The following is a 20,802-nucleotide window of genomic DNA, read 5'->3' as shown; positions in this document are numbered from 1 at the left end:
CACCGTTTGAAATAAGCAGCCCGCTACTAACCAACCATCTGGAAGCGCTAAAGCATCCCAGCGGTCCAGAATCATGCGGTTGTTATAGTTTGCGATTATGTCCGAGCGAAATTTTTCTTGCATAAATATTTCAGAAGATAGCCCAATCTAGAGCATGTATGTCCGGTCTTGGCTGCGGAATCAGTCATTGGACACCTTAGAAACCATGCACGGAAAATCGTTTTTCAGGGTGGCAGTTCCATTTCTTATTCTATACCGCACAATTAAATACCACGGAAATCCTAAAATCCATAGAAAAGCGATGGCGAAAAATAAGATAGCTGGTTTATAGGATATTCCCGAACGGTACTTTTGCAACTCCATCTTCGAAGAATCAATCGCGGCCCATAGAGAAGTAACAATAATCATGAAGGCAACAATATTATATCCAGAAAACGCTGTGGCAACCATGCAAAATAATATCAGTCCGATTGCAAATAAAATTGCTAGCCAAGGTTTCATGCACTACTCCAATTATCGAATACCTAAAAAATCCCCGAATAATTATCTCATGAATGTTTCTTTGTTACCAATTGCGACGTCATCGCCGCCTAAAGTCGCATGCCAAGCCATATTACAGCCTCTGTCGTGCCAGATATTGCCGAGCTCAACATTCGCCCAAACACGCCCGGTGGACGACTGCGATTTTTCGCCACATCATGATGTTCTTGCTCCTCATTGAGAATGCTAGATATTGCCGAAACGGCGTCAGCATCTTCAACTAAGAGTTCTGTCTGATGACGTAGATGGCGCAGCACGGTTCTTTCAACGGCAATTGTCGTAAGCGATATTGCATTCGCACCAAGTAATCCAGTTCCGATTCCCAGCGCATAACCTCCCACAGCACACAGCCAATAGCTCTTACAACGTTTCAGCCCTCGCCGCTGGAGCTCGTTATAAAAAGCGGCTCTGTGCTTCTCTTCATCGGCTTTGAATGTTAGTAGCTCAGGCAGCAGAAACCTCGCGGTAAAACGCGCCATAAAAATTTGACCGGAATAGATGCTGACAGCTCCGTGCTCTCCAGCATGGTTCACTTTCAATATTCGCCCAGCCAAGTTAGTGGCACTCATCAACGCCAAAGTCCTTCCATTAAAAATGACCGACGGCTACTGGCCGACAGCGGCATCAGAGCATAACTGATCGTCACGTAGAAAAGTTCACACATTGTCACCTCCCCCATGCCCTTGGCGAAGAGCCGGGTATAATTATTTTCTTGCCACTATTGATTCCATCGAGGTGCACTATGACAGGGAAGAGCTTGAACTCCAAAGTTGATGCATACGTCAGCAAACCGGGCAAATGGCAGGAGGCATACAAGAAACTGCGCGCCATCGCCGTCGAGTGCGACATGACCGAGGATTTCAAGTGGGGCCATCCTTGCTATACGCTCGACGACCAGAACATCGTGTTAATCCACGGCTTCAAGGAATACTGCGCGCTGCTGTTTTTCAAGGGCGCCCTGATGCAGGACCCGAAGGGCATCCTGGTCCAGCAGACCAAGAACGTGCAGGCCGGTCGCCAGATCCGCTTCACCAGCGCGGAAGAAATCGCCAAGATGGCGTCGACGTTAAAGAGCTACATCCGCGAGGCCATCAAGGTCGAGCAGTCCGGCGCACAGGTGGAGTTCAAGGAGACCGCCGAATTCGACATGCCGGAGGAATTCCTGGCCAAATTGGAGGAGTCCCCTGCCCTGCAGGAAGCCTTCGCCGGCCTGACGCCGGGCCGCCAGCGCGGCTACCTGCTACACTTCTCGTCCGCCAAGCAAGCCAAGACGCGCGCAGCGCGGGTGGAGAAGTGCATCCCGCACATCCTCAAAGGCAAGGGCCTCGACGACTGACCGCAGCACTGATTATGAAAACCATAGCCATCATCGGCGGCGGCATCACCGGCGTCACTACGGCTTACGCGCTTGCCAAACGCGGCTTCGCTGTAACGCTGCTGGAACGCCATCGCTACGCGGCGATGGAGACGTCGTTCGCCAATGGCGGCCAGCTGTCCGCCTCCAATGCCGAGGCGTGGAATCATAGGGACACCGTCGTCAAGGGCATGAAATGGATGCTGAGGAACGACGCGCCGCTGCTGGTCAATCCGAAACCCAGCTGGCATAAGCTGTCGTGGTTCGCGCAGTTCATCGCCGCCATTCCCCACTATCGCGACAACACCATCGCCACCGCCAAACTGGCCGTGGCCGCGCGCCGGCATCTCTTCAGTTGGGCCGAAGAAGAAAGCATAGACTTCGACCTCAAGCGCGAAGGCATCCTGCACATCCACCGCGACCGCGCCGACTTCGAACACGCGGCCGGGGTCTCGAAGCTGCTGGCGCAAGGCGGCCTGCCGCGCCGCGCCGTCACGCCGGACGAGATGCGCGCCATCGAACCCACATTGACCGGCCAGTTCTACGGCGGCCATTTCACCGAGAGCGACAGCTCCGGCGATATCCACAAGTTCACCACCGGCCTGGCGCAAGCGGCGCAGCGCCTGGGCGTGGACCTGCGCTTCAACCAGCACGTGACCAAGGTCCGCGCCGATGCCGCCGGCGCGCACATCACCGTCACGCACGGCGATAACGCCGACACCCAACGCTACGACGCGGTGGTGGTCTGCGCCGGCACCGCCAGCCGCGAGATCGCGGCCATGCTGGGCGACCGTGTCAACGTCTACCCGGTCAAGGGCTACTCGATCACCGTCCACCTGAACGACGCCGCCAGCCAGGCCGCCGCGCCCAACGTCAGCCTGGTGGACGACGCCACCAAGCTGGTCGCCAGCCGCCTCGGTGCAGACCGCCTGCGCGTGGCCGGCACGGCGGAGTTCAACGGCTACAACCGCGACATCCGCGCCGACCGCATCGCGCCGCTGCTCGACTGGGTGCAGCAGTGCTTCCCCGGCGTCTCCACGCGCGAGGCGACGCCTTGGGCCGGCCTGCGGCCGATGATGCCCAACCTGGTGCCGCGCGTGGGCCGCGGCAAGGCGCCCACGGTGTTCTACAACACCGGCCACGGCCACCTGGGCTGGACTTTATCGGCCGCCACGGCCGACCTCATCGCCGAATCGGTGCTGGCCGCACTGGGCGCGCCAAAGCTATCGGTTAGCCAACGTACCGCGCAAGGCTTGAAAATGGCGTAAACTGCCACCATATCGAGCCTGTCCCTACAAGGAGATCTGACATGACGGCAAAATCTTTCGCACGTATGACCCTGCTGGCCAGTGCCCTGGCGCTGGCGGTGCCGGCGTTTGCGGCCGAACCCACGATACACGATGTTTATGTAGCCGCAGAAGCAGGCAAGTACACCGACGCACAAGCGCTGATGGACCAGGTCCTGAAAGCCCACCCGAACAGCGCCACCGCGCACTTCGTGGAAGCCGAACTGCTGGCCAAGCAAGGCAAGTTCGCCGCCGCACAGGGCGAGCTGGCCACGGCCGAACGCCTGTCGCCCGGCCTGCCGAAGGTGAATCCAAGCGCGCTCGCGAAACTGCGCACGCTGCTGGCCGATGGTCAGAAGCCGCGCGCCAACTACTCGCAGCAGCAACCGGCGCGCAGCAACGCTGGCTACAGCAATGGCAACTACGGCGCACCGCAGAGCAGCGGCATCCCCTGGGGCACGATCCTGATCCTGGGTGGCGGCCTGCTGGGCTTCATCTGGCTGGCGTCGCGCTTCATGTCGCGCCGTAACCAGCAGACCGACAACTACAACAACCCGGCCGGCTTCAATCCCGGCGGCGGCGCGGCTCCCGGCTATGCACCCGGCGCCTATCCGCAACAGGGCTATCCGCAGCCAGGCTATGGCCAGCCGCAAGGTAGCGGCATGGGCTCGCGCATCATGGGCGGCCTGGCGACCGGCGCTGCGGTGGGCGCGGGCATCGTGGCCGGCGAGGCGATCGCCCGCCAGTTCACCGGCGGCAGTCACGACTCCGGCAGCCGCGACCAGCCACGCAACGACATCGTCTACGACGATCCGTCACGCGATGAACTGCTGCGCCGCGACGACATGGGCGGCAACGACTTCGGCGTCAGCGGCGGCTGGGACGACGGCGGCAGCAGCGGCGGCGACAGCGGCGGCGGTGGCGGCGACTGGGACTAATCCCACCTCACGGGGCGCGGCGTTCGCCCGCCCCGGCAGCTTCCATCGCAAGATCCCAATACGGCGGATCGCCGAAATACTCCTTCAAATGACGTATCAGCAGCTGGGCCTTGGCCTGGTTGGAACGGCCCGGCATGTGCACCGCGTGCACCGCCGACTCGTTGGGCCCGCGCCTGCCTGACGCGCCGTCCCGCCGCACCGGCGCCATCGGGAACACCGGCACCAGCTGGCCCGCGACGATGGCATCGCTCACCAGCCAGTTCGCCAGATGCACCAGGCCGGCGCCGCCGATGGCCGCGTGCAGCAATGAATCGGTATCGTCGCAGCGCAGCTTGCCCTTGACGGCCAACGGCTGGTTCTGGTTCACGCCATCGAAACGCCACCAGCCGCGCGGCGCGGCACGCCCTGTCACGGTCAGGCATTGATGGTTGAGCAGGTCCATCGGCGTTGTCGGCCAGCCGTGGCGCTCCAGATAGGCCGGGCTGGCGCTGACCACGCGCTCCTGCACCGCCAGCCGCGTCGCCACCAAGCCGCTGTCGGGCAGCACGCCGGCGCGCACCGCCACGTCCACCCGGCGCGCGGACAGGTCGACGATATCGTCGCTGACGTGCAGCTCCACCTCCAGCAGCGGGCAATGCTGCAGAAAATCGGCGATGGCCGGCGCCACATGCAGCCGCCCGAACGCGGCCGGCGCCGTCACGGTCAACAGGCCGCGCGGTTCGCTGTCGAGCTCCTGCACGGCGGCCTTGCCTTCGGCCAGCTCGGCCAGGATGTTGCGCGCGCGCGGCAGGAAGCGTTCGCCCGCGTCGGTCAGCAGCATCTGCCGCGAACTGCGCAACAGCAGGCGCGAGCCCACGTCGGCCTCCAGCGCGTCGAGCTTGCGCGACACCGACGACACCGCCATCTTCAACTCTGCCGCCGCGCGGGACAGACTGCCGTGCTCCACCACCGCCAACAAGCACCTCAACCCTTCAATCATCACACTCTCCCCGCTTTGCGAACTACGCAAAATTACTTTGCATTAATCCATATTGTGCCATTTTTTGCAAAGATGCATACTGCGTTTAGTAAATTCAACAAAAGGAACAATAATGCAACTGATCAAAAAATTGACCCCACTTGCCGCCGCCCTGGCCTTCGCCGCCAGCGCCCCCGCTTTTGCCGCCGCGCCGATGGCCGGCACCAACGCACCCGGCTTCTTCCGCGTCATGCTGGGCGACTTTGAAGTGACCGCCATCAGCGACGGCACCGTCGATCTGCCGATGGACAAACTGCTGCAACAGCCGCAGGCCAAGACCGACCAGGAACTGGCGCGCGCCTACCTGGCCACTCCTCTGGAAACCTCGGTGACCGGCTACCTGGTCAACACCGGCACCAAGCTGGTGCTGATCGACACCGGCGCCGGCAATCTGTTCGGCCCGACCCTGGGCAAGTTGCTGGCCAACCTGAAAGCCTCGGGCTATCAGCCGGAGCAGGTCGACGAGGTGCTGATCACCCACATGCACCCGGACCACGTCGGCGGCCTCGCGGCCAACGGCCAGGCGGCCTTCCCCAACGCCACCGTGCGCGCCGACCGTCATGACGCCGACTACTGGCTCAGCCAGGCCAATATGGACAAGGCGCCGGCCGACAGCAAGGGCTTCTTCCAGGGCGCGATGGCGTCGGTGGGTCCATACGCCGCCAGCCAGCACCTGAAGCCGTTCGACGGCGCCACCGAGATCACGCCGGGCATCCGCGCGGTCACCAGCTACGGCCACACGCCGGGCCACATCAGCTATCTGGTGGAAAGCAAGGGCAAGAAGCTGCTGGTGGTGGGTGACCTGATCCACGCCGGCGCGGTGCAGTTCGACCATCCCGAAGTGACCATCGGTTTCGACAGCGATCCAAAGGCCGCCGCAGCCGCCCGCCGCCAGCTCTTCACCGCCGCCGCCAAGGACGGCACGCTGATCGGCGCGGCCCACCTGCCCTTCCCCGGCCTGGGACACCTGCGCAGCAACGGCAAGGCCTATCAGTGGGTGGCGACCAACTACACCCAGTTGCGTTAAAGTAGGAGCCATGGAATTGAGCCACACCCCTCGCCCCATCAACGTACTAGTCGTTGACGACCACCCCTTGCTGCGCATGGGGTTGGGCGAAGCCATCGCCAGCCAGGACGATATGTGCGTGGTGGGCGAGGCCTGCAACGGCCAGGACGCGGTCCAACAGTACGAGGCGCTGCGGCCGGATGTCGTCATCATGGACATCGTCATGCCCGGCATGTGCGGCGTCACCGCGCTGGAGGCGATACGCGCGGCGCATCCGTCCGCGCGCATCGTCATGCTCACCACCTACAAGGGCGACGTGCAGATCCTGCGCGCCGTCCAGGGCGGCGCCGCCGGCTTTTTGTTGAAGAGCACCTTGCGCAAGGATTTGCTCGATACGATACGCGGCGTGCACCAGGGGCAGCGCCGCATCCCGCCGGAGATCGCGATGGAACTGGCCCAGCACATGGGCCAAGGGCCGTTGAGCGCGCGCGAGACGGAGGTGCTGAGCCACGCGGCCAACGGCCAGTCCAACAGGCGCATCGCCGAGCAGCTGTCGATCTCGGAAGAGACGGTGAAGGCGCACATGAAGAATGTGCTGGCCAAGCTGGCCGCGAACGATCGCACCCACGCGGTGACGATCGCCCTCAAGCGCGGCATCATGTCGATCTGATTGGCGCGATCTAATCGGTGGCCGTGCAGGCCAGCCAAAGCAGCAGCGCGCAAGGCAGCAGCAGGCCGTTGAACCCGGCCTGCATGAAGGCCAGCGCCCCGCTGATGCATCCCACCGCGAACGCCACCACCGGCCAGGCGAGCTTCTTCAGCCGCGCCCGCGCTTCGGCGTCGCCGCGCAGCGTGTCCACCAGGTCGATCACCAGCTGCGTCACGTTGCCGGTCATGACCGTGGTGGCGGCCACCTTCCCCAACAACAGCTTGCCGTAGGCGTTCTGCACCGCCATCGCGGCGGCGCACAGCATGCCGGTCAACAGTGTCAGCGGCGCCTCGGGCGCTTCGATGGGCGCTCCCGCCCACGCGCTGGCGACGCTGCCCGACATCAGTGCCATCTGCAGCAGGAAGCTGTTGCGCAGCTGGCGGGTGCCGGCGCGTTCCCAGCGCAGTATCAGCAGCCGCGCCAGCGCCACCGCCAGCACGAACACCGGGAACACCAGCAACTTGAGCCAGATATCCTGCGCCGGCCGCGCCATCGCGCGGCCGAGCAGCACGAAGTTGCCGGTGACGTGGGCCGTGAACAATCCGAACAGGCCGATGAAGCCCAGCGTATCGACATAACCGGCCAGGAAGCCCAAGGTCATGCTTTGTTTGTTATCGCCGCGCTGCATCAGGCTTCCTTCTTCTGGATGTCGTGCCAGGCCACCAGCAGGAATGCGCCGGCCAGGCCGAGGTGCTCGAAGAAACCGTTGGCCATCATGAAGCGCTCCGGCCCCGCGATTTCCCAGAAACGGTTGGCGACAAAGGTGGCCATCAAGGTGAACGCGGCCAGGTAGCCAGCGCCCAGCCAGCGGTAGCAGCCGGTCAGGATCATCAGCGACGCACCCAATTCGCCGGCGATCACCAGCGCGGCCATCGGGCCGGCCGGCGACAGGCCGAAGTGATGCATCTCGCCGATGGCCGACTGGAAGTCCATTAGCTTGTTGATGCCGCCTTGCAGATAGGCGGCGCAGATCAACAACAGGCAGATCCAGCGCAGCCAGGGCGCACGCAGTGGTTTGAACAGCGCCTCCATCACACCGCCCAGCAGGCGCAACCCAGCGCGCCCCAGAAGCTCTTCAGGTCCGACGTGGGCAGCTTGCTGGCCCACGCGCTGGCGTGCTGGTGTCCGTGGACGTTGCACTGGTTGGCGCAGCCGCACGCGGCCTGCTGCTGGCGCAGTTGCTGTTGCTGGCGCTTGCGCTGCTCCAGTTCCTTCAGCGCGGCGCGGTTGTTGCCGATCTGCTCACCCCAGCCGGCGTAGCCGCCAAAGCGGCGCACCGGCGACCAATCCGGCATGGCCGGCGGCGGCGCCTCGTCATGGCTGGCGAATTCGCCCGCCGCGTAGACGATCTTGCCGCCGACGATGGTCAGGCGCGACGTCATGTCGGCGATCTCGCTTTCGGCGCAGGCGTAGAAGTCCTTGTCCGGCACGATCAGGTCGGCCAGCTGGCCCGCTTCGATGCGGCCCTTCTTGCCCACCTCATTCGAGAACCAGGTGGTGTTCTCGGTCCACATGCGCAGCGCGGTCTCGCGGTCCAGGCAATTGGCGCGCGGGTACATCTGCATGCCGCCCACGGTCTTGCCGGTGATGAGCCACGACAGCGATACCCACGGGTTGTACGAGGCCACGCGGGTGGCGTCGGTGCCGGCCGAGACCTTCACGCCCGCCTCCAGAATCTTCTTGACCGGCGGCGTGGCCTCGGCCGCGCCGTGGCCATAGCGTTCGACGAAGTACTCGCCCTGGTAGGCCATGCGGTGCTGCACGGCGACGCCGCCGCCCAGCGCGGCGATACGGTCGATCGACTGGTCGGAGATGGTCTCCGCGTGGTCGAAGAACCAGTTCAGTCCCGTCAGCGGAATCTCCTGATTGACGCGCTCGAACACGTCCAGCGCACGGCTGATGGTTTCGTCGTAGGTCGCGTGCATGCGCCACGGCCAGCGGTTCTGCGCCAGCACGCGCACCACGCCTTCCAGGTCGTCCTCCATCGTCTCCGGCATGTCGGGACGCGGCTGGCGGAAGTCCTCGAAGTCGGCCGCCGAGAAGGTCAGCATCTCGCCGGCGCCGTTGTGGCGGAAGTAGTCGTCGCCCTGCTGGTACTTGACGCTCTGCGTCCAGTTCAGGAAGTCTTCCTTCTCGTGCGCCGGCTTTTGCGTGAACAGGTTGTAGGCCAGGCGTATCGTCAGCTGCTTGGCGTCCGACAGCTGCTGGATCACCTGGTAGTCCTCGGGATAGTTCTGGAAGCCGCCACCGGCGTCGATGGCGCCGGTCACGCCGAGGCGATTGAGTTCGCGCATGAAGTGGCGCGTCGAGTTGACCTGGTATTCCAATGGCAGCTTGGGGCCCTTCGACAGCGTCTGGTACAGGATGGCCGCATTCGGCTTGGCCAGCAGCAGGCCGGTGGGATTGCCGGCGCCGTCGCGCAGGATCTGGCCACCGTGCGGCTCGGGCGTGTCCTTGGTGTAGCCGACAGCGCGCAGCGCGGCCCCGTTGAGCAGCGCGCGGTCATACAGGTGCAGGATGAACACCGGCGTATCCGGCGCCACCGCGTTCAGCTCCTCGATGGTCGGGAGGCGCTTCTCGGCAAATTGATGTTCGGTGAAGCCGCCCACCACGCGCACCCATTGCGGCGCCGGCGTGATCGCCACCTGCGCCTTCAGCATGCCCATCGCGTCGGCTAGGCTGCGCACGCCGTCCCAGCGCAGCTCCAGGTTGAAATTCAGGCCGCCGCGGATGATGTGGCAATGGTTGTCGATCAGGCCTGGCAGCACGCGCTTGCCTTGCAGGTCGATGATCTTGGTCTGCGGACCGGCCAGCGCCATGATCTCGTCGGCGCGGCCCACATGTGTGAAACGGCCGTCCTTGATGGCCACCGCCTCGGCGTGGGGATTGCTGCGGTCCAGCGTGGTGAACAGGCCGCGGTGCAGGATCAGATCTGGATTCATTATGCGTTCCCCTTGGTTTCATCGTTCTTCTGCGCGGACGGCAGCTGGCCGAAGCAATGCGGCTTGACGTGGTCCTCGATCCACGAGACCTGCTTGGCCTCGGGCTGCCACAACTGGCGCAGCAGCGGCGGCAGCTGCTCGCCGAGCAGGATGCCGAGCAGGCCGACCAGCGCCACCACCGGCGGCGCCGGCGAGCGCACATTCAGGAAGCCATAGATTAATCCGACCAGCAGGCCGACGGCCAGCGACACGATATACATTTTCGACATGGGGATTTCCTCAGGTAAGTTGGAACAACATGGTTCCAGTCTAGAGATCCGCGCCACTCTTGCCATCACCGGTATTGATCGCCGTTTCCTCATCCTTTGGGGATAGATACGGGTCAGTAAGGCCCGCCAACCTGGCCGCAGGCATGCAGGTCGATGATGCCTCGCTCGATTGCCCGCGTCACCGCGTGGGTGCGGTCGCTGGCGTTGAGCTTGGCCAGGATGCTCTTCATGTGCACCTTGACGGTTTCCTCCGAAATCGCCAGGTGCATGCCGATGCGCTTGTTGCTCTGGCCCACGGCCACCAGCTGCAGCACCTCCACCTCGCGCTTGCTCAATGCGCTCTCGTGCCAGTGCTGGGCTATGCCGTTGGCCACCGCAGCCGGTATGCAGCGGCGGCCCTCATGCACGTTGCGCACGGTCGCCAGCAGCTCCTTGCGCAACATGCTTTTCAACAGATATCCGGCTGCGCCGGCGGCGATCGCGCGCCGCGCCAGCGCGTCGCCTTCGTAGGTGGTCAGCACCACAATGCGCGCGCCGGGGAATTCGGCGCGGATGGCGATGGTGGCGTCGATGCCGTTCATGTCCGGCATCTGGATGTCCATCAGCGTGACATCGGGCCGCAGCCGGCGATGGCATTCGATGGCCTGCAGGCCGTTGCAGGCTTCGGCCACCAGTCGCATGTCTTCCTCGGCGGCGATCACACTGGCGATGCCCTCCCTGAGCATGGGATGATCGTCGACGCTTAGCACGGTAATCGGCGTTTTCTGGGCCGTTGTCATCGCGTTCTCACTAGTCGTACCGGAACCCGGCAGCATGCCACAAACGCGCCGCTTCAACCATCACCCTATCGGGTTAGCTGGCGTACCCCGGATCGGGGCGTGGCGAAATCGTTAATCCAGTTTACTCTTCTGCCGCAGGACAGCAACGGACAACGGAATCATTTGGGGAGAAACGAGATGCGACTGGATACCAGGAACTGGTCACACGCCGCTCACAGCGGCAATGGCATGGCGGCCGGCGGCGCCATCGACAACCATGAAAGCAAGGTGCGCGTGCTGATCGCGCACAGCGACGCCATCGTCAGCGCCGGCTTGTCCGCGCTGCTCGGCGTCGAATGCGACATGCAGCTGGCGACACCGGAGGCCCACCCGGCGACGGCCGACGTCATCATCCTCGATTACAAAGGCGCGCTGGAACACATGCGCCAGCGGGCCAACGCGCCGCAGCACGGCGAGCCGCAGGCGCGCGTGCTGATCGTGACCCAGATGGAGCGCGAATGGGAAGTGCGCACCGCGATGATGGCCGGCATACACGGCTATCTGCTGCAGAACTGCGCCGCCGAGCAGCTGCTGACGGCGGTACGCACGCTGAGCCGCGGCATGCGCTACCTGAGCGCGGACCTGAGCCGCTGCGTGGCCGACAGCTTCACCCGCATCAACCTGACCAGCCGCGAGACCGACGTGCTGCAGCTGCTGGCGCAAGGCCAGTGCAACAAGTCCATCGCGCGCGAACTGGGAATCGGCGTCGGCACCGTCAAGACCCACGTCAAGGGCCTGTTCGACAAACTGGGCGCCACCGCGCGCACCCACGCGGTGGTGCTGGCCACGCGGCGCGGCCTGGTGGGCGAAGGCTCCGCCAGCCGGCATTGACCGCATTACGAGAATGTCATTGGCGTATCTTGCGGAAGCCCTGTAAAATCCGGGCATGCAAGCACATACACTCTCCTTAGGCACCTCACATCGGCAAACGCGCATCCAGCGCGTCCTGATGCTGTTCGTGCTGGTGTTCCTGTCGCTGCAGCTGATCGGGGCGAGCTCGCACAAGCACGCCTATACCGACACCCAAAACGATTGCGCGGCTTGCGTGGTCGCGCATATGCCGGCCGGCGTTCCGCCGCCGGCGGTTGTGGTGGTGCCGGTGGCGATGCTGGTCTCCCTGCCCGCCCTCGTCCCGCAGCGTTCCATCCGGACCCGCCGGATCGACTTCCTCACCCCGCCCTCGCACGCGCCGCCCGGCGTAGCCCCTTTCTCCGCCTGATCCGCTTTTTCCGTTACGTTTTTTAATGACGTCCAACACGGCCGCATATTTGCGTCCCGTGCGCGCAGCCGCGCGCCTGCCCGACACGATCGCGCAGGCCGGAGGCTGGCCACGCCCGAACATTCAAGGATTTACCATGCAACGCACGCCACAACTCCGCACCCTGCCACTGCTGATCGCAGCCGCCTTCTACGCCCACCACGCCAGCGCCGCCGACGATGCGGCCGCCAGCCCCGCCGCGCCGGCCAACGCTGACGGCAGCCCGATGCAGCAGGTGGAAGTGACCGCCGCCCATCTGAAAAGCGCCCGCATCGACCTGTCGCCCAACGTCGGCACCACCGTCTATTCGATCGACCGCCACATGATCGAGCAGCTGGGCCGTGGCGACAACACGCCATTCAATGAAGTGCTGCTGCGCCTTCCGGGCGTGAGCCAGGATTCGAAGGGCTCGGGCTCCATCCATGTCCGCGACGACCACGCCAACGTGCAGTACCGCGTCAACGGCGTGCAGCTGCCGGAGAGTATCAGCGGCTTCGGACAGTCGATCGACACCCGCTTCGTCCAGCAGACCGACTTCATCACCGGCGCGCTGCCGGCGCAATTCGGCCTGCGCACCTCGGGCATCGTGGACATCCAGACCAAGGAAGGCACGGTCAAATCCGGCGGCCGCGTCGGCGTTCTGGTGGGCGGCAACGACTATGTCGAACCGAGCGCGGAATTCTTCGGCACCCAGGGCGCCTTCAACTACTACCTGTCCGGCAGCTATCTGTCGAACGCGCAGGGCATCGAGAATCCGCTGCCGGCCCGCAGCGCCCTGCACGACCGCACCAAACAGAGCAAATCGTTCGGCGCCCTGTCGTGGTTCCTGGACGACCAGACCCGCTTGGGACTGATGTTCGGCACCTACAACGGCCGCTTCCAGATCCCGAACAATCCCGGCCAGGCGCCCGGCTTCTCGCTCACCGGCCAGAGCGACGCCGCCGCCGGCACCAGCAAGCTGCCCTCGTCGCAGCTGAACGAAAACCAGCGCGAAGTGAACCGCTTCCTGGTGCTGTCGCTGCAAAAAAGCCTGGGCGACCTGAATTACCAGGTCTCGGCCTTCCACCAGTATTCGGAGCTGCACTACATGCCGGACGCACTGGGCGACTTGATCTACAACGGCGTGGCCTCGGACACGCTGCGCTCGAACTCCGCCAGCGGCGCGCAGTTCGACGCCAGCTACAAACTGAACGCCGGCCACACCGTGCGCGCCGGCCTGGCCTACTCGCGCCAGAACACCCACAGCGACAACGCGGTGGCGGTGTTCGACACCGTCGATGGCGCACAGGCCAGTACCGATCCACGCACCATCATCGACAACAGCAGCAAGACCGGCAAGCTGTCCAGCTTCTACCTGCAAGACGAATGGCATATCGCCGCGCCGCTCACGCTGAACTACGGCGTACGCTTCGACAAGGTCTCGGCCTTCGTCGACGAGCAGCAATGGAGCCCGCGCGTCAACCTGGCGTACCAGGTAGCCAAGGGCACGGCGCTGCACGCCGGCTATTCGCGCTACTTCACCCCGCCGCCGCAGGAACTGGCGGCGCAATCGAGCATCGACAAATACGCCAACACCTCCAACGCGCCGCAGGTGCCGGTGTCGGACAACGTCAAGGCCGAGCGCACCAACTACTATGACATCGGCGTGAGCCACCAGTTCAGCGAGCAGCTGACCGTCACCGCCGACGCCTACTACAAGAAGATCCGCAACATGCTGGACGAGGGCCAGTTCGGCCAGGCGCTGATCCTGTCGCCGTTCAACTACGACCGCGGCTACGCCAAGGGACTGGAACTGTCGGCCGTGTACAACCAGGCCAACTGGGGCGGCTTCCTGAACCTGACCACGCAGCAGGCAAAAGGACAGAACATCGTCTCCGGCCAGTCGCTGTTCGGGCCCGACGAACTGGCCTACATCGCCAACCACTACATCTACGTCGACCACGACCAGACCTACACGGTTTCGGGCGGCGCCCACTACCACTGGGGCGAGACGAAGTTGAGCGGCGACTTCCTGTACGGCAGCGGCTTGCGCATGACGCCCGACGGCGCCGCGCCCAACTCCGGCACGCTGCCGCACTACACCACCGTCAACCTGTCGCTGACGCACAACTGGAAGAACACGCCGATCGGCAATGTCGAAGGCCGCCTCGCGCTGGTCAACGCCTTCGACAAGAGCTATCTGCTGCGCGACGGTTCCGGCGTCGGCGTGGGCGCACCGCAGTACGGCGCCCGCCGTACCTTGTACGCCGGCCTTTCGGTGGGATTCTGATTTAGTTAGGAGGCGCGCATCGTCACCGCTATCGGACGCATCGCCAGTGTGATGCGCTCCGGTATGTGGGAATTCGCCACGGCCGAAAACCTGCATCCGGCGCAGGCCGAGATCCTGCAGCTGCTGCAAGGCCGCTTGATCGAGATCATGGCCCACGTCGCGCTGAACCTGTTCACCAACTACGTCAACGTCGCGTTCAAGGTGCCGGTCGACTTCCCTGCAGTGAAACTGCGCGCAAAATAAAGCCGGGTGCAATGCGGCGATACCGCCCGTAGCATCAGGCGGTACTCGCGCGGCGGTGCTTTCAGCCTGGCGATTCGGGAACGCATAATCCGCGATCACCGGAGAATCCCCATGCGTATCCTGAATATCCTGCTCATCGCGCTGGCCGCCGCCTTGCTGTCCAGCTGCGCGTCCATGACCAGTGGCCGCAGCGTCAAGCAGACCGGCAGCATCGTCGACTATCTCTACCCCGACGCCAAGGATGCGCCGGCCATGAAGCCCACCGTCACGCGGCTGCGCCCCCCGGTGCGGGTCGGCATCGCCTTCGTGCCGGGCGGCGGCTGGGGCAGCGGCCTGTCTGAAACGGCCCGCATGAAATTGCTGGAGCGCGTGCGCGACTCCTTCGCCAAACACCCGTACATCGGCAAGATCGAAATCATCCCGACCCAGTACATGCGCGCCAGGGGCGGCTTCACCAACCTTGAACAGGTCGCGCGCATGTTCGACGTCGAAGTGGTGGCGCTGCTGTCCTACGACCAGGTGCAGTTCAACGACTCCAATGCGCTGTCGATGCTGTACTGGACCATCATCGGCGCCTACGTGGTGCACGGCGACCAGTACGACGTGCAGACCATGCTCGACGCGTCGGTGTTCGATGTGCAGAGCCACAAGCTGCTGTTCCGCGCCCCCGGCACCAGCCAGGTCAAGGGCAGCGCCAGCATGGCCGGCTTCAGCGAAAAATCGCGCGCCGCGCAGACCGAGGGCTACAACGCCGCCGTCGACCAGTTGATCCCCAACCTGCAGGCGGAGCTGGACAACTTCCGCGAACGGATCAAGCACGACGCCAACTACCAGGTCGAAAACAAGCAAGGCTACAAGGGCGGCGGCGCGATGGACTGGGCCAGCCTGGCGCTGGTGGCGCTGCTGGCAGGACTGGCATGGCGGCTGCGCCGCCGTGGTTGAGCTGCTGGAGTTCGACCGCCACGCGCTGCTGGCCGGCGAGTTCTGGCGGCTGTGGAGCGGCCATCTGGTCCACTACTCGGCCCAGCATGCGCTGATCGACTTTGCCGTGGTGCTGGCCGCCGCCGTGATCGTGGTGCAGCTGAGCGCCTCGCCGGCCGCCGGCATGCGCCGCCTGCTGTTGGCGGTGGGCTTGGGCGCGCCCTTCATCTCGCTGGGTATGCTGCTGATCGCGCCGCACTGCCTGTACTACCGGGGCGCGTCCGCCATCGCGGCGATGCTGGTGGTGATGGCCGGCGGCGCGCTGTGGCCGCGCGCCACCCGCTCCATGCGCGCGGCCCTGCTGCTGATGGCGGCCACCCTGACCGCCAAGATCGCCGCCGAAGCGGCCGGCGCGCTCCACGGCTGGTCCAACCTGCCGCTGGACGTAGTGGTCGCGTGGCAGGCGCACCTGCTGGGCGTGCTCGCCGGCGCCCTCACCCTGCCGTTCAGGAAGCCCAGGCTACAACTGGATTAACTATTAACGTGAATCCGACCGGTTTGTGTTTCACAAGCCTCAACGTTGCCGTTAATTCTTGTGTATATAGCATGGATGTAGGCATAATCGTCTGCACCGCCCAGGTGGCCGCTGTTTTCCAATGGAGGACGATTTGAGCATCCCTGCCCGCACCGTAATTTCCGCCAGCCTCGCCGCAGCCTTCTTCATCCCGCCCGCGTGGGCCGTCGACGACATCCCGTCGGTCGTCGTCACCGCGCAGTCCCGCAAGCAGTTCGTACAGGACGTGCCGATGACCATCCAGGTATTGACCAACAAGGACCTCGACGCCATCGGCGCCAAGGACCTGGGCGACCTGAATGGCTACGTTCCGGGCCTGGTGGTCGACGCCTCCGAACCCACGCAGCCCGGCTTCGGCATACGCGGCGTGCAGACGGGCGACTTCGGCATCGCCACCGATTCGCCGGTCGGCATCTATGTCGACGGCGTCTACACCGGCAAGACCGGCGGCGCGCTGATGAACTTCATCGACGTCCAGCGCATCGAGGTGATCAAGGGCCCGCAAGGCACGCTGTTCGGCCGTAACAGCGCGGCCGGCGCCATCGCCATCACCACCAATGAACCGGGCAAGGAACTTGACGCCTCGGGCCATGTCAAGCTGGGTAAATATGGCCGCGCCAACGCGGACGCGATGTTGAACATCCCGATCACCGACACCTTCGCCGCGCGGCTGGTGGCGGTGCGCTCGGGCAGCGAGGGCTGGATCGACAACACCGCCACCGGCAAGAAATCCGGCGGCGACAAGGACTGGGCCACCCGCCTGACGCTGCGCAAGGACTTCGACACCGCCAAGCTGGTGTTCGCGTGGGAGCACGAGAACATGGAGCAGTACGGCCGTCCGGCGTTCGGCGTCATCAAGGACCCCAGGCTGCCGCTGGGCGGCTACACCGGCGTCTATGACGCGGCCTACACCGCCAACTTCGTCAATCCCTTCAACGCGCCGCTGCAGAACGACGACCAGGGCAGCGAGGGACGGATGTTCGACGGCGCCACGCTGCGCTTCGAAACGCCGCTGGCCGGCATGAACTTCACCTCCACCACCGCCTATCGCCGCTTCAGCACCCACAACATCACCGACAACGACGGCGGCGCGCGGCCCGACCTGTACCTGACCACGCTGGACGCCAAGCGCGCCCACAGCTTCCAGCAGGAGTTCAAGCTGTCGGGTAAGAACGATAAGCTGGACTGGATCGCGGGCCTGAGCTTCTACCACAACAACGAGCACCAGGACGCCGGCGCCTTCGTCACCACCGGCACGCTGGACACCCTGAGCCAGTTCGCCGGCGGCCAGCCGAATTTTTCCATGCTGTTCGCCGGCCTGGGCGCGGCGGGCCTGCCGGGTATCGGCGCGGACACGGTGTTCAGCTGGGACGAGACGCACTACAGCGACGTCCGCACCAAATCGGCCTCGCTCTACGGCGACACCATCTGGCACGTCACGCCGTCCACCAACGTCACCGCCGGCCTGCGCTACACGCAGGACAAGAAGCGCATGACGTGGTACGTGCCGGGACGCGTGTCGCCGAAGCTGGACACCTTCCTCAACAGCTTCGGGCCGCTGGCCGGGCTGGACGCCTCGGCCTTCCCGTCCAACGTGATCTTCGGCACGGCGGCGCAGCTGGCGGGGACGCCGGTCACGCGCGAGAAGGATTGGACCGACTGGAGCCCACGCCTGGTGGTGGACCATAAGCTGAACAAGGACACGCTGCTGTTCGCGTCCCTGTCGCGCGGCTACCAGGCCGGCGGCTTCAACATCTTCACGCCGCCCAATCCCGCCGCGCCGGCCGCCGCCGGACAGGATCCGAGCTTCGCGCCCGAGAAGATGACCAACTTCGAAGCCGGCATGAAGCTGGCCCTGCCCGAGCTGCGCGCCACGATCAACGCCTCGCTGTTCGCCTACAAGTTCAAGAACCTGCAGGACATCCAGCTGTACAGCGTGGGCACGGTGCCGACCTATAACGTGGTCTCCAGCGACCAGAAGGCGCACGGCCTGGACCTCGATGGCCGCATGCGCATCACGCCGCGCGTGACGGTCTTCGGCGGCATGGAGTACATCGACCAGACCTACACCCGCTATCAGCGCCTCGACGCCGCCGGCCACGTCACGCTGGACCTGGGCGGCCAGCCGGTGGGTACGCCGCGCATGACGGCGATGGCGGGCGTGAACGTCAACTGGGAAACGCTGGGTGGCCGAAGCAGCCTGAATTTCCAGGGCACGCATTCGACCGCGCAGCGCTGCAACAGCGACACCGCCAGGCTTCAATGCCTGAGCACCGCGCAGCTGAAGACCGGCGGCGCCACCAGCAAGTTCGATCTGCGCCTGGGGTGGGACAGCCCGAGCTCGCGCTATGGCGTGGCGCTGTTGGTCAACAATGTGTTCGACCAGCGCTACATCACCAACCTGGGAGGACAAACGGAGCAATACGGTGCGCCCTATGCCTACCTGACGCCACCGCGCACGATCGCGGTGGAATTCCGGGCCAGCCTGTAGATGGCCAAGTGGTTGAAGCTCGCCGCCGTGGCAGCCGTGGTGCTGGCCGGCGGTGTGCTTGGGCTGGTGCTGCATCCGCCTGATCTGCTGCGTGTGGGGGCCAACTACGGCGCCAAGATGGTGTGCTCCAACGTCTTCATCGCGGGCCGCGACGCGCAGGCCGTGCTGGCCGACGATGTGCAGGCGCCGGGCCATCCCATACTCAAGCTGCTGAAGGTGCGCGTCGACCAGGAGCGCAAGCTGGTGCGCGCCGACCTGCTGGGCTTTGTCGGCAATGGCCTGGCCGTGTACCGGCCCGGCACCGGCTGCGCCGTGGTGCCGGACGGCGATGTCGCGACGGCCGCGCGGTACACCTACTCTCCTCTTAAAATCTGGGCGCCGTCGGCGACCGTGCCGTGGCCGACAGGTTCGCTGCCGCTGACCATGCCGGCGGTGCAGGCCTTGCTGGACCAGGATACGCTGGCCGGTCCCGGCATGCGCGGCGTGGCCGTGATCCACCACGGCCGGCTGGTGGCGCAGCGCTATGGCGACGGTTTCAACGCCGGCACGCCGCTGCTGGGATGGTCGATGACCAAGACCGTGACCGCCGCGCTGGTCGGCATCCAGATCGCCGATGGCAAGCTCGCGCCGCGGCAAAACGGCTTCTGGCCCGACGCCGCCGATCCGCGCGCAGCCATCACGCTGGCGCAGCTGATGGCGATGAGCAGCGGCCTGCAATTCAACGAGGGTTATGGCGACGTCTCGGACGTGACGCGCATGCTGTACCTGGAGCCGGACATGGCGGCCTACAGCGCCGCCAGGCCGCTGGCGCAGGCGCCCGGCAGCGCGTGGAACTACTCCAGCGGCACCACGCTGCTGCTGTCGCGGATCTGGCAGCGCGCGGCGGCGGCCGGCGGCAAGCAGGCGCCGACGTCGACGGCCGTGCTGGCGCTGCCGCATGAGCGCCTGTTCGAGCCGCTGGGCATGAGCAGCGCCGTGATGGAGGCCGACGCGCGCGGCAACCTGGTCGGCTCCAGCTATATGTATGCGACCACGCAGGACTGGGCGCGCTTCGGCCAGTTCCTGCTGCAGGACGGCGTCTGGCAGGGCAAGCGCCTGCTGCCGGAAGGCTTCGTGGCCGGCATGCAGCTGGTGGCGCCGGCTTCAGGAGGCCAGTACGGACAAGGCCAGGTTTGGCGCTGGGGACCATCAGGCACCACGCCGGAGGGACAGGACCCGGACCCGCCATTCAAGCTGCCCGCCGATACCTACTGGCTGGAGGGCCACGACGGCCAGACCATCACGGTGATACCGTCGAAGGATCTGGTGGTGGTGCGGCTCGGCCTGACGCCGGACCGTCTGCACTATCAACCGCAGGCGCTGGTGGCGGCCGTGATCAAGGTGCTCGAATGATGGCGGACGGCGTCGTCCCATACAGCCTGCTGCGCCACCAGGGCGCGATGCTGCGTGCCAGCGCCGGCATGCTGCTGCAGGCGGCCGGCCGCGTGCTGCTGCCGCCGCGCCAGGAAGTGGCCGACCATATGCCGCCTCCCGGCAAGCCGGCGCATGCCTTCGCGCCCATCGAGCGGCGCATCGATGCGCCGCCAGAGCAACTGGTCGGCCACTACATCCGCTGGTGCGGCGCGGTGGGCCGCTACGACGGCGAGCTGCCGCCGCACATGGTCTCGCAATGGAGCCTGCCGCTGGTGAGCGCGCTGCTGATGCAACTGCCCTACCGCCTCACCGGCATCATCAACCAGGGCGTATCGCTGACGGTGCACGGGCCGCTGCCGCGCGCCACGCCGCTGGTGCTGCGCGCGTCGATCGAGCAGATTACGCATGCGGATGGCTGGGCCAGGATCGTGGTGGCCGTCGCCACCGGAACGGCGTTGCAGGCATGCCTGGTGGAGACGCGGCTGCACTTGCGCGTGCGCCTGCCCGGTGCGCGCAGCGCAGGCACGGCGCCGGCGCGGCAGCCCGATCCCGAGTGGCGCACGGCGGGCACATGGCGCGCCGAAGCCGGCGATGGCCTGCGCTTCGCGCTGCTGACCGGCGACTTCAATCCCATCCACTGGTGCGGGCCGCTGGCGCGCCGCTCGCTGTTCGGCGGCCTGGTGCTGCACGGATTCGGCAGCCTGGCGCGCAGCGTCGAGACGCTGGCGCCGGGCAGCCACACGGAGCTCGACG

General features: G+C 65.1%; 21 protein-coding genes and 1 pseudogene. 14 read left to right on the top strand and 8 right to left on the bottom strand.

Annotated features, from left to right (window positions below):
* Positions 1–180: 180 nt before the first annotated feature.
* Complete coding sequence (locus tag GTP90_RS30515) at positions 181–501, bottom strand: hypothetical protein (RefSeq protein WP_161087043.1); 321 nt, start codon at positions 499–501, stop codon at positions 181–183.
* A gap of 89 nt (positions 502–590) precedes the next feature.
* Positions 591–1,109 carry a demethoxyubiquinone hydroxylase family protein gene (locus tag GTP90_RS30510; protein WP_175048294.1) on the bottom strand — a complete coding sequence of 173 codons (519 nt, stop codon included), beginning with the start codon at positions 1,107–1,109 and terminating at the stop codon, positions 591–593.
* A 188-nt stretch (positions 1,110–1,297) separates the two neighbouring features.
* Here GTP90_RS30510 and GTP90_RS30505 point away from each other — a divergent pair, with 188 nt between their 5' ends.
* The 3 genes from GTP90_RS30505 to GTP90_RS30495 are packed head-to-tail and all read left to right on the top strand — an operon-like array spanning position 1,298 to position 4,118.
* Positions 1,298–1,876, top strand: coding sequence for a YdeI/OmpD-associated family protein (locus GTP90_RS30505; protein WP_161087041.1), 579 nt, complete (start codon positions 1,298–1,300; stop codon positions 1,874–1,876).
* Between the two features lie 14 nt (positions 1,877–1,890).
* Complete coding sequence (locus tag GTP90_RS30500) at positions 1,891–3,162, top strand: D-amino acid dehydrogenase (protein ID WP_161087040.1); 1,272 nt, start codon at positions 1,891–1,893, stop codon at positions 3,160–3,162.
* A 41-nt stretch (positions 3,163–3,203) separates the two neighbouring features.
* Positions 3,204–4,118, top strand: a complete 915-nt coding sequence (locus GTP90_RS30495; protein WP_161087039.1) for a tetratricopeptide repeat protein — start codon at positions 3,204–3,206, stop codon at positions 4,116–4,118.
* 7 nt (positions 4,119–4,125) lie between these two features.
* Here the strand turns inward: GTP90_RS30495 and GTP90_RS30490 are convergent, their stop codons facing one another.
* A complete protein-coding gene (locus tag GTP90_RS30490) occupies positions 4,126–5,097 on the bottom strand; it encodes a LysR family transcriptional regulator (protein WP_161087038.1) in 972 nt (323 codons plus the stop codon).
* Positions 5,098–5,209: 112 nt separating this feature from the next.
* Between GTP90_RS30490 and GTP90_RS30485 the strand changes: the two genes are divergently transcribed.
* Both GTP90_RS30485 and GTP90_RS30480 read left to right on the top strand, forming a co-directional pair.
* Positions 5,210–6,163 (top strand): MBL fold metallo-hydrolase, encoded by a 954-nt coding sequence (locus GTP90_RS30485; RefSeq protein ID WP_161087037.1) that lies wholly within the window; start codon positions 5,210–5,212, stop codon positions 6,161–6,163.
* 10 nt (positions 6,164–6,173) lie between these two features.
* Entirely contained in the window at positions 6,174–6,812 is a 639-nt protein-coding gene (locus GTP90_RS30480) for a response regulator (protein ID WP_161087036.1), read from the top strand.
* A 10-nt stretch (positions 6,813–6,822) separates the two neighbouring features.
* Here the strand turns inward: GTP90_RS30480 and GTP90_RS30475 are convergent, their stop codons facing one another.
* The 5 genes from GTP90_RS30475 to GTP90_RS30455 all read right to left on the bottom strand — a co-directional run bounded on the left by GTP90_RS30475 (position 6,823) and on the right by GTP90_RS30455 (position 10,841).
* Positions 6,823–7,479 (bottom strand): YoaK family protein, encoded by a 657-nt coding sequence (locus GTP90_RS30475; protein WP_161087035.1) that lies wholly within the window; start codon positions 7,477–7,479, stop codon positions 6,823–6,825.
* Positions 7,479–7,883 (bottom strand): DoxX family protein, encoded by a 405-nt coding sequence (locus GTP90_RS30470; protein WP_161087045.1) that lies wholly within the window; start codon positions 7,881–7,883, stop codon positions 7,479–7,481. The genes GTP90_RS30475 and GTP90_RS30470 overlap by 1 nt, the downstream gene beginning before the upstream one ends.
* Positions 7,883–9,793, bottom strand: a complete 1,911-nt coding sequence (locus GTP90_RS30465) for an amidohydrolase (protein WP_161087034.1) — start codon at positions 9,791–9,793, stop codon at positions 7,883–7,885. Before GTP90_RS30465 ends, GTP90_RS30470 begins: the two co-directional genes overlap by 1 nt.
* Positions 9,793–10,062, bottom strand: coding sequence for a DUF1427 family protein (locus tag GTP90_RS30460; RefSeq protein ID WP_117013781.1), 270 nt, complete (start codon positions 10,060–10,062; stop codon positions 9,793–9,795). Before GTP90_RS30460 ends, GTP90_RS30465 begins: the two co-directional genes overlap by 1 nt.
* A gap of 113 nt (positions 10,063–10,175) precedes the next feature.
* Positions 10,176–10,841, bottom strand: coding sequence for a response regulator (locus GTP90_RS30455; protein ID WP_161087033.1), 666 nt, complete (start codon positions 10,839–10,841; stop codon positions 10,176–10,178).
* A gap of 177 nt (positions 10,842–11,018) precedes the next feature.
* Between GTP90_RS30455 and GTP90_RS30450 the strand changes: the two genes are divergently transcribed.
* The 9 genes and pseudogenes from GTP90_RS30450 to GTP90_RS30410 form a co-directional block, all read left to right on the top strand.
* A complete protein-coding gene (locus tag GTP90_RS30450) occupies positions 11,019–11,711 on the top strand; it encodes a LuxR C-terminal-related transcriptional regulator (protein WP_161087032.1) in 693 nt (230 codons plus the stop codon).
* Between the two features lie 118 nt (positions 11,712–11,829).
* On the top strand, positions 11,830–12,099 hold the full coding sequence (locus tag GTP90_RS30445) for a hypothetical protein (protein WP_161087031.1): 270 nt from the start codon (positions 11,830–11,832) through the stop codon (positions 12,097–12,099).
* A 136-nt stretch (positions 12,100–12,235) separates the two neighbouring features.
* Positions 12,236–14,407, top strand: a complete 2,172-nt coding sequence (locus tag GTP90_RS30440; RefSeq protein ID WP_161087030.1) for a TonB-dependent receptor — start codon at positions 12,236–12,238, stop codon at positions 14,405–14,407.
* A gap of 135 nt (positions 14,408–14,542) precedes the next feature.
* Positions 14,543–14,650, top strand: a pseudogene (locus GTP90_RS36515) (carboxymuconolactone decarboxylase); the annotation flags it as partial.
* A 111-nt stretch (positions 14,651–14,761) separates the two neighbouring features.
* On the top strand, positions 14,762–15,592 hold the full coding sequence (gene rhlP, locus GTP90_RS30430) for a rhombotarget lipoprotein (protein WP_161087029.1): 831 nt from the start codon (positions 14,762–14,764) through the stop codon (positions 15,590–15,592).
* Complete coding sequence (locus GTP90_RS30425; protein WP_161087028.1) at positions 15,585–16,106, top strand: rhomboid family intramembrane serine protease; 522 nt, start codon at positions 15,585–15,587, stop codon at positions 16,104–16,106. Before rhlP ends, GTP90_RS30425 begins: the two co-directional genes overlap by 8 nt.
* 133 nt (positions 16,107–16,239) lie before the next feature.
* Positions 16,240–18,636, top strand: a complete 2,397-nt coding sequence (locus GTP90_RS30420; RefSeq protein ID WP_254452122.1) for a TonB-dependent receptor — start codon at positions 16,240–16,242, stop codon at positions 18,634–18,636.
* Entirely contained in the window at positions 18,637–20,028 is a 1,392-nt protein-coding gene (locus tag GTP90_RS30415) for a serine hydrolase domain-containing protein (RefSeq protein ID WP_161087026.1), read from the top strand.
* Positions 20,025–20,802: MaoC/PaaZ C-terminal domain-containing protein (locus GTP90_RS30410; protein ID WP_161087025.1), on the top strand; the 778-nt coding region annotated here is incomplete at its 3' end. The genes GTP90_RS30415 and GTP90_RS30410, both read left to right, overlap by 4 nt.

This window comes from Duganella vulcania (assembly GCF_009857655.1).
GTDB classification, from domain to species: Bacteria; Pseudomonadota; Gammaproteobacteria; order Burkholderiales; family Burkholderiaceae_D; genus Rugamonas; species Rugamonas vulcania.
Note: the sequence above shows the minus strand (reverse complement) of the source record. Positions and strands in the feature narration are given on the sequence as shown.